13 protein-coding genes are annotated in these 14,440 nt (G+C 67.2%); 8 read left to right on the top strand and 5 right to left on the bottom strand.

Annotated elements, in window-relative coordinates; all coding sequences use genetic code 11:
* The coding region (locus AC1Q6V_RS31555; protein WP_492363706.1) for a hypothetical protein at nucleotides 1-200 on the bottom strand (200 nt) is incomplete at its 3' end.
* Between the two features lie 149 nt (nucleotides 201-349).
* Between AC1Q6V_RS31555 and AC1Q6V_RS31550 the strand changes: the two genes are divergently transcribed.
* Entirely contained in the window at nucleotides 350-1,300 is a 951-nt protein-coding gene (locus tag AC1Q6V_RS31550) for a DUF3047 domain-containing protein (RefSeq protein WP_454750444.1), read from the top strand.
* A gap of 18 nt (nucleotides 1,301-1,318) precedes the next feature.
* On the opposite strand, the gene AC1Q6V_RS31545 is transcribed toward AC1Q6V_RS31550, so the two are convergent.
* Genes AC1Q6V_RS31545 through AC1Q6V_RS31535 form a run of 3 tightly spaced genes read right to left on the bottom strand, consistent with a single transcriptional unit; the run spans nucleotide 1,319 to nucleotide 3,877 of the window.
* A complete protein-coding gene (locus AC1Q6V_RS31545; protein ID WP_010814796.1) occupies nucleotides 1,319-2,344 on the bottom strand; it encodes a DUF2891 domain-containing protein in 1,026 nt (341 codons plus the stop codon).
* A 52-nt stretch (nucleotides 2,345-2,396) separates the two neighbouring features.
* On the bottom strand, nucleotides 2,397-3,590 hold the full coding sequence (locus tag AC1Q6V_RS31540; protein ID WP_011616099.1) for a M20 aminoacylase family protein: 1,194 nt from the start codon (nucleotides 3,588-3,590) through the stop codon (nucleotides 2,397-2,399).
* Nucleotides 3,587-3,877: a hypothetical protein gene (locus AC1Q6V_RS31535; RefSeq protein ID WP_136227796.1), complete on the bottom strand. Its 291-nt coding sequence runs from the start codon at nucleotides 3,875-3,877 to the stop codon at nucleotides 3,587-3,589. The genes AC1Q6V_RS31540 and AC1Q6V_RS31535 overlap by 4 nt, the downstream gene beginning before the upstream one ends.
* A 48-nt stretch (nucleotides 3,878-3,925) precedes the next feature.
* Between AC1Q6V_RS31535 and AC1Q6V_RS31530 the strand changes: the two genes are divergently transcribed.
* From AC1Q6V_RS31530 to AC1Q6V_RS31510, 5 genes are all read left to right on the top strand, one after another.
* Nucleotides 3,926-5,512 (top strand): ABC transporter substrate-binding protein, encoded by a 1,587-nt coding sequence (locus AC1Q6V_RS31530; protein WP_010814794.1) that lies wholly within the window; start codon nucleotides 3,926-3,928, stop codon nucleotides 5,510-5,512.
* A 153-nt stretch (nucleotides 5,513-5,665) separates the two neighbouring features.
* Entirely contained in the window at nucleotides 5,666-6,643 is a 978-nt protein-coding gene (locus AC1Q6V_RS31525; protein ID WP_010814793.1) for an ABC transporter permease, read from the top strand.
* A gap of 3 nt (nucleotides 6,644-6,646) precedes the next feature.
* Complete coding sequence (locus AC1Q6V_RS31520; protein ID WP_010814792.1) at nucleotides 6,647-7,579, top strand: ABC transporter permease; 933 nt, start codon at nucleotides 6,647-6,649, stop codon at nucleotides 7,577-7,579.
* A gap of 13 nt (nucleotides 7,580-7,592) precedes the next feature.
* The gene (locus AC1Q6V_RS31515) at nucleotides 7,593-8,591 is read left to right on the top strand and encodes an ABC transporter ATP-binding protein (RefSeq protein WP_010814791.1); all 999 of its coding nucleotides are present in this window, start codon (nucleotides 7,593-7,595) and stop codon (nucleotides 8,589-8,591) included.
* Between the two features lie 26 nt (nucleotides 8,592-8,617).
* Complete coding sequence (locus AC1Q6V_RS31510) at nucleotides 8,618-9,649, top strand: ABC transporter ATP-binding protein (protein WP_167686585.1); 1,032 nt, start codon at nucleotides 8,618-8,620, stop codon at nucleotides 9,647-9,649.
* 47 nt (nucleotides 9,650-9,696) lie between these two features.
* Here AC1Q6V_RS31510 and AC1Q6V_RS31505 read toward each other — a convergent pair whose 3' ends face one another.
* Nucleotides 9,697-10,899, bottom strand: a complete 1,203-nt coding sequence (locus AC1Q6V_RS31505) for an ABC transporter substrate-binding protein (protein WP_010814789.1) — start codon at nucleotides 10,897-10,899, stop codon at nucleotides 9,697-9,699.
* Nucleotides 10,900-11,189: 290 nt separating this feature from the next.
* Here AC1Q6V_RS31505 and AC1Q6V_RS31500 point away from each other — a divergent pair, with 290 nt between their 5' ends.
* Nucleotides 11,190-13,298 carry a molybdopterin-containing oxidoreductase family protein gene (locus AC1Q6V_RS31500; protein ID WP_454750445.1) on the top strand — a complete coding sequence of 703 codons (2,109 nt, stop codon included), beginning with the start codon at nucleotides 11,190-11,192 and terminating at the stop codon, nucleotides 13,296-13,298.
* A complete protein-coding gene (locus AC1Q6V_RS31495; protein WP_439668286.1) occupies nucleotides 13,295-14,428 on the top strand; it encodes an aminopeptidase in 1,134 nt (377 codons plus the stop codon). Before AC1Q6V_RS31500 ends, AC1Q6V_RS31495 begins: the two co-directional genes overlap by 4 nt.
* The last annotated feature ends 12 nt before the right edge of the window (nucleotides 14,429-14,440 follow it).

Below are 14,440 nucleotides of genomic sequence, written 5' to 3'. Positions count from 1 at the left end.
ACAGGTCCGTGAAACAGCTCCGCGCCGATGATAGTGCGGATTCCCGTGTGAAAGTAGGTCATCGCCAGGCTCTTATTTTGCAGAACCCCCAGCCCCAAAAGGCTGGGGGTTTTTGCTTTGGCGCGGCACAAACGCCCGGGGGTCGGCGCAGGCACGCATGTCCTCGTTGTTTTCATGCCGCATCGCGGGTCGCCGAGCATTCCGGGACTGTCCGCCTTCTGCTATGGTCGACACCCAAGTGCCCACATGCGGCACGAAGGCGGTTGCAACGCGTGTTTGCAGCAAGTAGTGAGCAATAGCCGGACCCTTGCCAACAGAGCAGGTCCGGATTCGGGTTCCGAGGGGTTACATGACGGCCAAGGTGTTTCGGCTGGTTTTGACTGGCGCCGCCGGCGCGCTGCTGCTGGCAGGATGCGCATCTACTCCCCCTGTTTCCGCGGTTCCTCCGGGTGACACGGCCGCTGTGGCCGGCACTTCCGCGATCGATTGCCAGGCATTCGCCAGGCGCATGGCCGCGTACGAGGCAGCGCAGACGGATCCGGCGGTGACTGCCATATCGTCGCCCGACCCGCTGGCTGCCGCCAACACCAGTGCGGCGGAAGCCGAGGCGGGTGATGACGGCGAAGTCGCCGATGCCGCGCCGCCGCCGACCCTGGTCACGCTGCCGTTGTTCTCGGTGTCACCGCATCGCGACCAGTTGCCGGTCGGCTGGCAGCCTTGGACCATCAACCGCAACAAGACGCCCACCCGTTATTCGATGGCAGAGGTCGACCAGCGCGTGGTCGTCCATGCGAAGGCCGAGAGTTCGGCCTCCGGCCTGTATGTCCCGCTGCGCGATCGCGATGCCGGCATGCTGCGCTGGACCTGGAAGACCAGCGGCATTATCCGCAACGCCGACAACAGCCACGGCCCGCGCGAGGATTCGCCGTTGCGCCTGTTCGTCGCCTTCGATGGCGACAAGGGTGCGCTGCCCTTGAAAGACCAGCTGATGTACGAGATGGCGCGGCTGACCACCGGCCGCGAAATGCCCTACGCCACGCTGATGTACATCTGGGGCGGACGGCGCGCGGAAGGCTCATTGGTGAAGAACCCGCACACCGACCGGGTACGCATGATCGTGGTGGATAGCGGCATGAAGCACGCCAATGAGTGGCGTTGCCATGAGCGCGACCTGCGCGCCGACTACCGCAAGGCCTTCGGGACCGACCCCGGCCCGGTCATCGCCGTGGGCATCATGACCGATACCGACAACACCAAGAGCAAGGCCGAGTCCTGGTACGGCGACATCGCGCTGGACTGAAGCGCCCCGGCGGCGCCTTCAGCCGCCGATAGGCTCGGCCAGCGCGAGCACCGCGAACGAGGCCAGCCAGTGCGTGGACACATACTCGCCCTCGACCGCCTGCGGCAGCGATGCCTCGAGATGATCGGACCATGCCCGGATGGCCAGCGGCCGCAGCGGCTCGGGCAGGGCGGGCTCCAGCATGCGCCAGCACCAGGCGCGCGAAAGGTTGAGCCCGTCCAGGTGCGAGGTCTTGGGGTCGCTGCGATTGGTCACTTCGACCGGCGTCAGCCAATTAGCCAGTTCCGCCTGCCCCGGCACGAACAACTCCCACCATTCTGAAAACGCGCAGCCGTCCATCACGGCGTGCATCAGCACGGCTTCGGTCAGCCCGCCGGACAGGAATTCATCGCCGCCGGGCTCATATCGCGCCGGGTATTTCTGATCATGTCCGAACCAGCGGTGGGCGCGCCGCACGATGGCGCGCCGCAAGGTGAAGTCCTGGTGTGTGCGCGCATAGGCCATGGCCATGACCAGGGCGAAGGCGCTGTTGTAATGGGTGCCGGTGCGCACCGGGAATACCGCTGCATCCAGGAAATCCGCCAGTTGCCGTGACAGGTGCGATGCCAGCGGCGCGCATGCCTCGGCCCAGGTGGCTGCCTGGGCGTCCTGCCGCGCCAGCGCCAGCAACTCCGCCTGCAGTTTCAGCATCCAGCCCCAGCCATAGGGGCGTTCGAAGGTGCGCGAAAGGGGCTGCTGGAAGTAGGCCAGTTCGACCGCAATGTGCTCTGGACGCAGCTGGGCGTCCAGCGTTGCGCGGATGCGGGGCGCCTCCTCCTGGTCCGGCGACAGCGCCAGCAGCCGCACCAGCAACCAGTGCATGTGCACGCTGGAGTGCCAGTCGTAGCTGCCGCAAAAGACCGGATGCCTGGCCGACGGTTCGGCCAGGTCACCGGCGCTGGCCATCATGTGGTCCAGCTTGTACGGATAGCGGCGCAGGATATTGTCCAGCGCCACGCGCGCGAAGCTGCGCGCTGTCTCGCGATCCAGCGCCAGGCGGCCCATCGCGGATGCTCCCCAGTTTTTTTATCGTTGTGCTGTGCTCAGGTGCGTAACGTCACGCAGGCGCCAGCCACTTTTCCACCAGCCGCACGAAGAACGTCGAGCCCACCGGCAGCAGTTCGTCGTTGAAATCGTAGCTCGGGTTGTGCAGCATGCAGGGCCCGATGCCATGGCCGGCGTCGCGATGGCCGCCGTCGCCGTTGCCCAGGAACAGGTAGCAGCCCGGCTTGTGCTGCAGCATGAACGAGAAATCCTCGGCGCCCATGGTGGGCTCGACATTGCTGTCGACGTTGTCCGCACCGACCAGTTCCGCGGCGACCGCGGCCGCAAAGCCGGTCTCGGCCTCGCTGTTGATGGTCGGCGGATAGTTGCGGTGGAATTCGTATTCGATGGTGCAGTCGAATGCCGCCGCCACCGCGCGCGCCACTTCTTCCATGCGCCGTTCGATCAGGTCCAGCACCGGCACCGTGAACGTGCGCACCGTGCCGCCGATCCAGGCCTGGTCCGGCACGATATTGGTGGCGTCGCCTGCGTGGAACTGCGTGACCGAGATCACCGCGGTATCGATCGGGCGCTTGTTGCGCGTGATGATGCCCTGCAGCGCCGACACGATCTGCGCAGCGGTGAAGACCGGGTCGTTGCCGTTGTTGGGCATGGCCGCATGCGCACCCTTGCCGCGCACCACAATGCGGAATTCGTTGCTCGATGCCATCAGCGGGCCCGCGCGCGTGCCGAACGCTCCGACCGGCATGCCCGGCCAGTTGTGCACGCCGAACACCGCGTCGCACGGAAAGCGCTCGAACAGCCCGTCCTTGATCATTTCGCGGGCGCCGCCGCCGCCTTCCTCGGCTGGCTGGAAGACCAGGTGCACGGTGCCGTCGAAGGGCTTGTGCTGCGCCAGGTAGCGCGCCGCGCCGAGCAGCATGGCGGTGTGGCCGTCGTGGCCGCAGGCGTGCATCTTGCCGGTGTGCTGCGAGCGGTGATCAAAGGTGTTCGCTTCCTGCAGCGGCAGCGCGTCCATGTCGGCGCGCAGGCCGATGGTGCGCGGGCTGTTGCCGTTGCGGATCACGCCCACCAGGCCGGTGGTGCCCAGGCCGCGATGCACTTCGATGCCCCACGATTCCAGGTTCTGCGCGACCACGTCGGCAGTGCGCTGTTCTTCGAAGCAGAGTTCCGGGTGGGCGTGGATGTCGCGCCGGATCGCGCGGATTTCGGCTTGTGCCTGCAGGATTTCGGGGATGAGCTTCATGATGCCTGGCTGCCCTGGACGTTAGGGGCGTTAGCGTTGGATACCCCGATCATACGATGCCTCTCCGCAAAGCGCCAAAATGCGGCGATTTCCTGCGCGCTTGCCAGGTTGGCGCAGTGCAATATGCCAGCGCGGGTGGGTTTCCCCGCATTGCCGCGACATGCGCACTGCTGGAACAGTTCATGCTTGAAGTGCCCGGCCGGCAATTTCGTCGCTTTGTGATGCGCAACCGCACCCCAAACCGCACCAAAACGCAGCGCCGCCGCGTGACCCGCGGCGCGGCGCATTGCCGATCCTAAAACGTCTGCTTCACTTCCTACAGGGAGAATTGCGCGATGTCCCTTCGCACTTTCAAGAAGGCAATTGGTGTGGTGGCGGTAGCCGGGGCCCTTGGCCTGGCGCTCGCCGGCACCGCCCAGGCCGCGGACCTCAAACTGGCCATGAGTTCGCCGCCAACCTCGATGGATCCGCACTTCTACAACCTGTTCTCCAACATCAACGTCTCCGAGCATATCTTCGACTCGCTGACCAAGATGGATCCGGACAGCCGCATCATCCCGGGCCTGGCCGAGTCGTGGAAGCTGGTCAACAACCTCACCTGGGAATTCAAGATCCGCAAGGGCGTGAAGTTCCACGACGGCTCCGAACTGACCGCCGAAGACGTAATCTGGTCGCTGGACCGTCCGGCCACCATCCAGAACAGCCCGGGCAAGTTCGATGTCTACACCAAGGCGATCGTCAACAAGAAGATCATCGACAAGCACACCATCCAGCTGACCACCAACCAGCCTTATCCGCTGATGCTGAACGACCTCACGTCGATCTTCATCGTGCAGAAGAAGGCGACGCAGGGGCTGAGCTCGGATGACTTCGCGCAGGGCAAGGGCATGGTCGGCACCGGGCCGTTCAAGTTCGTCAGCTATGCCCGCGACGACCGGGTCGAGCTGGTGCGCAATAACGACTACTGGGGCGCCAAGCCGGCCTGGGACAAGGTTACCCTGCGCTTCATCCCCAATCCGGCGACGCGCCTGGCGGCGCTGCTGTCGGGCGACGTGCAGGCCATCGAGAACGTGCCCACGCCTGACCTGCCCAAGGTGCGCCAGGATCCCAAGCTGTCGTTCTTCTCCAAGATCTCGCACCGCGTGATCTACCTGTATTTCGATGCCAAGCGCGACAAGTCGCCCTACGTCACCACCAAGGAAGGCGCACCGCTGGACAAGAACCCGCTGAAGGACGCGCGCGTGCGCAATGCCATCAGCATGGCGATCAACCGGCAGGGCATCAAGGACCGCCTGATGGAAGGCCTGTCCGAGCCGACCAACAACCTGGTGCCGCCGACGCTGTTCGGCTATAACCCCAACCTGAAGACGGTCAAGTACGACCCCGAGGCCGCCAAGAAGCTGCTGGCCGACGCCGGCTTCCCGAACGGCTTCGGCGTGACGCTGCATACGCCCAACAACCGCTACGTCAACGACGAGAAGATCGCGCAGACGATTGCGCAGAACCTGACCCGCATCGGCATCGCCACCAAGGTCGAAGGCATGCCGATGGCGACATACTCGTCCAAGGGCATCAAGCACGAGTGGTCGTTCGGGCTGCTGGGCTGGGGCGCGCAGACCGGTGAGGTCAGCTCGCCGCTGCGCGCGCTGCTGGCGTGCGAGGACAGCAAGAAGGGCTTCGGCACCACCAACTGGGGCGAGTACTGCAACCCCAAGATGGACGTGGTGCTGGAGAAGGCGCTGTCCACCGTGGATGACAACGAGCGCTCCAAGCTGCTGCAGGAGGCCACCGCAATCGCGATCAACGATGGCGGTATCGTCCCGATCCACCAGCAGGTGACCACCTGGGCCACACAAAAGGGCATCGTCTACGTGCCGCGTACCGACGAGCGCACCTACGCGCATAACTTCAAGCCCCAGTAAGCTCCGGTCAACCCAGACAGGAGCCTCGGCCCGCGGATGGTCTGCTGGCCGAGTTTGCGGTGCCGCGCATGGCTGCCGCGCCACACCCGGGAAGCGCCACGGCGCGGCCCGGGCGTGGCGTGCATTCGCGCGCGAAAGGAAAGTGGTTCGAACATGCTGGTCTTTATCATCCGGCGCCTGATGCAGAGCGTGGTTGTGCTCTTCGTCATGTCGCTGCTGGTTTTCCTCGGCGTCTTTGCCATCGGCAATCCCGTCGACATCCTGATCAACCCGCAGGCCGACCAGGAGGACATCAAGCGCACCATCGCGGCGCTGGGCCTGGACAAGCCGCTGTGGGAGCAGTACTGGGTGTTCCTGCAGAATGCGCTGCAAGGCAACCTGGGCACCTCGTTCGCGCACGGCACGCCGGCACTCAAGCTGATCTTCGAGCGCATGCCCGCCACCATGGAGCTGGCCATTTGCGCGATCCTGCTGGCGATCGTGCTGGGCATTCCGCTGGGCCTGTGGGCCGGGCTGCGGCCCAAGGGCATTGCCGGCAAGTCGATCATGGCGGTGTCGATCCTGGGCTTCTCGCTGCCCACCTTCTGGGTCGGGCTGATGCTGATCATGGTGTTCGCGGTGCAGCTCGGCTGGCTGCCCTCCAACGGGCGCGGCGAGACCGTGCGCGTGCTCGGCATCCCGCTCAGCTTCCTGACTGCCGACGGCATCCGCCACCTGGTCCTGCCGGCGGTGACGCTGTCGCTCCTGAATATCGCCATGGTGATCCGGCTCACGCGCGCCGGCACGCAGGAGGCGATGATGCAGGACTACGTCAAGTTCGCGCGCGCCAAGGGCCTGTCGAACACGCGCATTGTCGGCGTGCATGTGCTGAAGAACATCCTGATCCCGATCGTCACGGTGATCGCGCTGCAGTTCGGCTCGATCATCGCATTTGCGATCGTGACCGAGACCATCTTCGCCTGGCCCGGCATGGGCAAGCTCATCATCGACTCGATCCAGCTGCTGGACCGGCCGGTGATCGTCGCCTACCTGATGGTGATCGTGACGCTGTTCATCCTGATCAACCTGGTGGTGGACATCATCTACAGCATGCTCGATCCGCGCGTGCGCATTGCCGACAACAAGGGCTGAGCCATGAGTGCCGTATCTGTAGAACAAGAGGACAAGACCCCGCCGCTCGCCGCGGCGCGCGAACAATCGCCGTGGCGGCGCTTTGCCGCGGAGTTCTTCTCCAGCAAGATTGCTGTGGCCGGACTGGCCACGCTGGTCGTCATCATCCTGATCGCCATCTTCGCGCCGTGGCTGGCGCCGCAGAACCCCTATGACCTGGCCACGCTGGACGTGCTCGACGCGCGCCTGGCGCCGGGCGAGCAGGCCGGCACCGGCATGACCTTCCTGCTGGGTTCGGACGAGCAGGGCCGCGACATCCTGTCGGCGGTGATGTACGGCCTGCGCATCAGCATCGGCGTGGGCGTGGTCAGCACCGTGATCGCGCTGCTGCTGGGCGCCACGCTCGGCCTGCTGGCCGGCTTCCTGGGCGGTCGCACCGAGGCCTTCATCATGCGCGTGGCCGACCTGCAGCTGTCGTTCCCGCCGATCCTGCTGGCGCTGATCCTGCTAGCCTTCCTGCGCCCGGGCCTGGGCAATATCGTGATCGCGCTGGTGGCGGTACAGTGGGCCTACTACGCCCGCACCACGCGCAGCGCCGCACTGGTGGAGCGCCGCAAGGAATATATCGAGGCCGCCACCTGCCTGGGCCTGCCGCCGATGCGCATCATGTTCCGCCACCTGCTGCCCAACTGCCTGCCGCCGCTGATCGTGATCGCGGCGCTGCAGGTGGCCTCGGCGATCACGCTGGAAGCGACGCTGTCCTTCCTCGGGCTGGGCGTGCCGGTCACGGAGCCCTCGCTGGGCTCGCTGATCTCCAACGGCCAGCAGTACATGCTGTCGGGCAAGTACTGGATCAGCTTCTTCCCGGGCATTGCGCTGGTGGTCACCATCGTGGCGATGAACCTGGTGGCCGACCAGTTGCGCGACGTCCTCAACCCGCGCCTGCAGACGCAATAACCAGGAGCGGTACATGGCACAACCGACATTGGTGGTTGAACACCTGAAGACGCAATTCCACACGCGCGGCGGCATCGCCAAGGCCGTCGACGACGTGTCCTTCACCGTGGGCCGCGGCGAGATCATGGGGCTGGTGGGCGAGTCCGGCTCGGGCAAGTCCATGACCGGGTATTCGATCATGGGCCTGATCGATCCGCCCGGGAAGATCGTCGACGGCCGCATCGCGCTGACCAGCCGCGACGGCATCACCCGCGACCTGCGCGCGCTCACGCCGGCGCAGCAGCGCGACGTGCGCGGCAACCGCATCGCGATGATCTTCCAGGACCCGATGATGACGCTGAACCCGGTCCTGCGCATCGACACGCAGATGATCGAGGCGGTGCTGGCCCATGAGAAGGTAGGCAAGGCGGTGGCGCGCGAACGCGCGCGCAATGCGCTGGCGCGGGTCGGCATCCCGTCGCCGGACGAGCGCCTGCAGGCCTATCCGCACCAGTTCTCGGGCGGCATGCGCCAGCGCGTGGCGATCGCGATCGCGCTGCTGAACAAGCCCGACCTGATCATTGCCGACGAGCCCACCACCGCGCTGGACGTCACCATCCAGGGCCAGATCCTGTACGAGATGCAGACCCTGTGCCGCGAATCGGGCACGGCGTTGATCTGGATCACGCACGACCTGTCGGTGGTGGCGGGACTGGCCGATACCGTGTGCGTGATGTACGCCGGCAAGATCGTCGAGGCCGGCGACGTGCGCCAGGTGCTGGAGCACCCCGAGCACCCCTACACCCACGGGCTGATCAGCTCGGCGCCGTCGCGCAATCCGCGCGGCACGCCGCTGCGGCAGATCCCGGGCATGACGCCGTCGCTGCTGAACCTGCCGGGCGGCTGCGCGTTCCGCGAACGCTGTCCCTACGCCACCGCTGCCTGCAAGACCGAGCCGCCGCTGGAGACCGCCGCCGACGGCCGCCGCCTGCGCTGCTTCCATCCGGTGCTGGCCAACCAGGAGGCAGCATGAGCGCAACTGAACTGCAATCCCGACCGATGACGAATCCTGCAGCGGAAGAGGGGGGCACGCCGAGCGCGCCGATCCTGGAGCTGCGCGGCGTGTCCAAGCGCTTCGTCAAGTCGCTCGACACCGCCGCGCGCATCGCCAACCTGTTCGGCGCCCATGCGCATGACGAGGTGGTGCACGCGGTCGACCGTGTCGACCTGAGCATCCGCGCCGGCGAAGTGGTGGGCCTGGTCGGCGAGTCCGGCTGCGGCAAGTCCACGCTCGGGCGCATGGCCGTGGGCCTGCACTCGCTGACCGAGGGCGAGCGCCTGTGGCGCGGCATCAACCTGGACCACCTGCCACCCGACAAGCGCCGCGAGAAGCAACTGGCGATCCAGATGATCTTCCAGGACCCGTACGCCTCGCTCAATCCGCGGCTGCGCGTGCTGGATATCGTGGGCGAGGCGCCGGTGGTGCACGGCATGGTCGAGCGCGGCGCGCAGAAGGGCTATGTGGAAGACATGCTGGTGCGCGTGGGCATGGACCCGACCGTGCTGCGGCGCTTTCCGCACCAGTTCTCCGGCGGGCAGCGCGCGCGCATCGGCATTGCCCGGGCGCTGGCGGTCAAGCCCGAGTTCCTGGTGTGCGACGAGTCGGTGGCGGCGCTGGACGTGTCGATCCAGGCCCAGGTGCTGAACCTGTTCATGCGCCTGCGTGAAGACCTGAACCTGACCTACCTGTTCATCAGCCATGACCTGGGCGTGGTCAAGCACATCAGCGACCGCGTGGTGATCATGTACCTGGGGCGGGTGGTGGAATCCGCGCCGACCGAAGACGTGTTCGCCGCGCCCAACCATCCCTATACCCAGGCCCTGCTGGCCGAGGCGCCCAAGCTGGAGGTGGCCCGCAAGACCTATGTGGCGATCCGCGGCGAGATCCCGTCGCCGCTGAACCCGCCGCCGGGCTGCCACTTCCACCCGCGCTGCCCGCATGCGATGCCGCGTTGCCGGGAAGAGCAGCCGCTGCTGAAGGAGATTGCGCCGATGCGGTTCTCGGCGTGTCACCTGAACGACATGGAGTAGGGCCTGGTTTTCTCCTCCCTGCGCGAGGGAGGAGAAAACCTTGAATCTCAGCGGATCACCTGCCCCTTCGAATTGATGATCGTCATCTCCACAAACTTCGAACCCACGTGGTTCTCCGGCGTGAAGTTGATGATAAACCCGCCGAGGTCATAGCTGCGCATTGACTCCAGCGCGGTCACCAGCTTCTCGCGCGTCAGGTCCTTGCCCGCGCGGCGCAGGCCCTCGGTGAACGTCTTGGCGGAGATAAAGCCTTCGATGCTGGCGTAGTCGAATTCGCTGGGCTTGCCGGCGGCCTGCAGCAGGCGCAGGTACTCCCGCACGATCGGCAGCGTGGCGTTGCCCGGGTGCGGCATCACCTGCGAGATGATCACGCCGCTGCCCTGCGCGCCGACCTCGTTGGCCAGCGCCTGCGTGCCGACGAAGGAGACGTTGTAGAACTGGCCGTTGTAGCCGCGGCGCAGCGCTTCCTTCACGAAGGCGCCGGCGGTGCGGTAGGCGCTGATCATCACCACGGCGTCGGGCCTGGCCTTTATCGAACCCTGGATGGCGTCGCCGATTTCCGTGGTGTTGCGGACCACGGGCTCGCGCGCGACGATCTGTACGCCGCTGTCGGGCGCGGCCTTGAGCGCGCGCTCCAGGCCATCCAGCCCGGCCTTGCCGTAGGCGTCCTCGTTGTAGACCACGGCCACGCGCTTGAGCCCGGTGGTCTGGATCTGGCGCAGGATGGCCGCGGTTTCCTCGTTGTAGCCGGCGCGCACATGGAAGACGTAGCGGCTGCGCGGCTCGCGCAGCGACTGCGCCCCGGTGTACGGGCCGAAGAACGGCACCCGGGCCTGGATTGCCAGCGGCAGCGCGGCCTGGCTGGTGGGCGTGCCGACATAGCCGAAGAGGGCGAAGACGCGGTCTTCCTCGATCAGCTTCCTGGTGTTCCTGGCGGCGGGCTCGGGCTCGTAGTAGTCGTCCAGCGCCTCCAGCCGGATCTTGCGGCCGTGGATGCCGCCCTGCTGGTTGATATGGTCGAAATACAGCCGTGCGCCCGAGTTCATCTGCTTGCCGAGCACGGCGGTCGGGCCGGTCAGCGCGGCGGACTGGCCCAGCAGGATGGTGTCGGCGGTGACGCCGTTTTCGGATGTGGCGGGGGTGCCCGCCGTGTTGGCTGCGAAGGCAGCGCAGGATGCGCCACCCGTGCCGATGGCGCACGCCACCAGCAGGCCGGCAAGCCGGCCATTGACCCCGGATCGGAACGACATAAACCCCCCGCGAAATGTGGTTCGGTTACCCGTTTGCCGCGTCGGCCGGTCTCTCGCCGGCGAATTGCTCACGTCGTGCGGCATGGTGCGCGTACCGGTCTGTGCCGGCAGCGCGCCGGCACATCATAATCGAATACAATCGGATCGAGATACTCCCCGCCATCCCCCCGCACGGCCGGGAAAGCGCCGCCCGCCGGCGCGGCTCGGGCGCCGCTACCAGCGCGCCTGCGCCGGCATCTCCAGTTCCGTACGACCGAACGAAAAAACAACACACCCCGCCCGGAGACCCCATGGCTTCCCGCATCGTCCGCGCCGCCTGCCCGCATGACTGCCCCGACACTTGTGCCTTGCTCGTCACCGTCGAGGACGGCCGTGCCGTCAAGGTAGCGGGCGATCCCGACCATCCCGGCACGCAGGGCGTGCTGTGCACCAAGGTGTCGCGCTACACCGAGCGCACCTACCACCCGGACCGGCTGCTGACACCGATGAAGCGCATCGGCAGGAAGGGCGAAGGCAAGTTCGCGCCGATCTCCTGGGACGAGGCGCTCGACACCATCGCCACCCGCCTGCAGGCGATCGCGGCGCGCGATCCGCAGGCGATCGTGCCGTACAGCTACGCCGGCACCATGGGGCTGGTGCAGGGCGAGAGCATGGCCGCGCGCTTCTTCAACAAGCTGGGCGCGTCGCGGCTGGACCGCACCATCTGCGCCAGCGCCGGCGCCACCGCGCTGCGCTACACCTATGGCGCCAGCGTGGGCATGGACATGGAGCACGTGGTCGATGCCAGGCTGGTGATCATCTGGGGCGGCAACCCGATTGCCTCCAACCTGCATTTCTGGACCCGCGCGCAGGAAGCCAAGCGGCGCGGCGCCACGCTGGTGGCAATCGACCCGTACCGCTCGCTGAGCGCCGAGAAGTGCCACCGCCATATCGCGCCGATGCCCGGCACCGACGGCGCGCTGGCGCTGGCGCTGATCCATGTGCTGATCCGCGACGACCTGCTCGACCACGACTACATCGAACGCCACACCGTCGGCTTCGAGGCGCTGCGCGAGCGCGCGCAGGCCTACACCCCGGCACGCGCGGCCGAGATCTGCGGCATCCCGGCCGAGGACATCGAATGGCTGGCCGGCCTCTACGGCCAGCTGGCGGTGCGCGAGCGCCAGCCGGTGGCAATCCGCCTGAACTACGGCATGCAGCGTGTGCACGGCGGCGGCCAGGCGGTGCGCGCGGTGGCGTGCCTGCCGTCGCTGGTGGGCGCCTGGCGCCAGCCCGCGGGCGGGCTGCAGCTGTCGACCTCGGGCTTCTTCCCGATCAACGAAGCCGCGCTGCAGCGCCCCGACCTGCTGCCTGGCTGGCCGCAGACGCTGCCGCGCATCGTCAACATGAGCACCATCGGCGACGCGCTGCTGGCCGAGCCCGCGCCCGGCGCGCCGCGCATCGAGGCCGTGGTGGTGTACAACAGCAACCCGGTCGCGGTGGCGCCGGAATCCGGCAAGGTCGCCGCGGGCTTCGCGCGCGAGGACCTGTTCACGGTGGTGCTGGAGCACTTCCGCACCGACACCGCCGACTATGCCGACATCCTGCTGCCGGCGACCACGCAGCTTGAGCACACCGACGTGCACAAGGCCTACGGCCACACCTATTTCCTGGCCAACAACGCCGCCATCGCGCCGATGGGCGAGGCCCTGCCCAATACTGAGATCTTCCGCCGGCTGGCCCAGCGCCTGGGCTTCACCCAGGCGTGCTTTGCCGACAGCGACGAGGCCATCGCCGCGCAGGCCATCATTCCGGGCGATGCGCGCGCGGCCGGCATCAGCTGGGAATCATTGAAGGAGCAGGGCTGGCAGAAGCTGGCGCTGCCGGCGGCGCCGTTCGCCGAGGGTGGCTTCCCGACCGCATCGGGCAAGTGCCAGTTCTATTCTGAGCCGATGGCGCGCGACGGCCTCGACCCGCTGCCTGACTACGTGCCGCAGTACGAGGCGCCGCTGACCGCGCCCGAACTGGCGGCGCGCTATCCGCTGGCGATGATCTCGCCGCCGGCGCGCAACTTCCTCAACAGCTCCTTCGTCAACGTCGACAGCCTGCGCGCCACCGAGGGCGAGCCGCACCTGGACATCCACCCGGCCGACGCCGCTGAGCGCGGCATCGTGCACGGCGCCATGGTGCGCGTCTTCAACGACCGCGGCAGCATGGTGGCGCGCGCCCGCGTCACCGACCGCGCCCGGCGCGGGCTGGTGGTGGGCCTGTCGATCTGGTGGAAGAAGCTGGCCTCGGACGGCAAGAACGCCAACGAGCTGACCAGCCAGCGCCTGACCGACCTGGGCCGCGCGCCGGTGTTCTATGACTGCCTGGTGCAGGTCGAGGCCTGCACGGAAGGGGCAGTCCTGCCGGCATGACGCCGCAGCGTGGCCGCTGGCGCTGGGCGGCACTCCTGGCGGCGACCGGCCTCACCGCGGTGGTCCTGGTGACGACCGGGTGCGAGGCCGTCGGCTACTACGCGCAGTCGATCGGCGGCCATCTGGGCGTGATGGCCCAGGCACAGCCGCTGACCGACGCCATCGCCAACGCGCGCGACGCCAACGATGGGCGCCTGGCGCAGCGGCTGGCGCTGGCCGGCCGCATGCGTGACTTCGCCTCGCGCGAACTGAAGCTGCCCGAGAACGGCAGCTACCGCCGCTACGCCAACCTGCACCGGCCCTATGTGGTGTGGAGCGTGTTCGCCACGCCCGAGCTGTCGATGGACCTGCGCAAGTGGTGCTTCCCCATCGTCGGCTGCATCAGCTACCGCGGCTACTACGCCCAGTCCGATGCCGAGCAGTATGCGCGGGGCCTGCGCCGCGACGGGCTCGAGACCTACGTTGCCGGCATCCCCGCCTATTCGACGCTGGGCTATTTCGACGACCCGCTGCTCAATACCTTCGTCTACCTGCCCGAGGGCGAACTGGCGCGGCTGATCTTCCACGAGCTCGCGCACCAGGTGGTGTACGTGCGCAACGACACCGCCTTCAACGAGTCCTTTGCCACCGCGGTGGAAGCCGCGGGCGTGGAGCGCTGGCTGGCCGAGGATGCGTCGGAGGACGCGCGCGCCAGCTATCGGCAGTACGATGCCCGGCGCCAGCAGTTCCGCGCGCTGTTGCTGGGCACGCGCGACCGGCTGGTGGCGCTGTACCAGACCCCGCTCGATGACGGCGCCAAGCGCGAGAGCAAGGCAAAGATCTTTGCCGACCTGCGCGCCCAGTACGCGCGGCTGCGCACGGAGTGGGGCGGATTCAGCGGTTATGACCGCTGGTTCGACCAGCCGCTGACCAACGCCCACCTGGCCGCGGTGGCCACTTACCAGCAGTGGGTGCCGGCCTTCACCGCGTTGCTGGCGCAGTGCAACGGCGACTGGCAGCGCTTCTATGACGAGGCTGCCCGTATCGGCGCGCTGCCCGCCGCCGAGCGCGAGGCCGCGCTGCAGCGGCTGGCGCCGCCGGCCACGCGCGCCGGCACGCTGACCGCGGGCGGAAAGACCGCGGCCAACTAAGCTGCCGCGTCG

The organism is Cupriavidus sp. GW823-FHT07B10 (assembly GCF_058794355.1).
The sequence above is the reverse complement of the archived record's forward strand: the minus strand, read 5'-3'. Positions and strand labels throughout refer to the sequence as shown.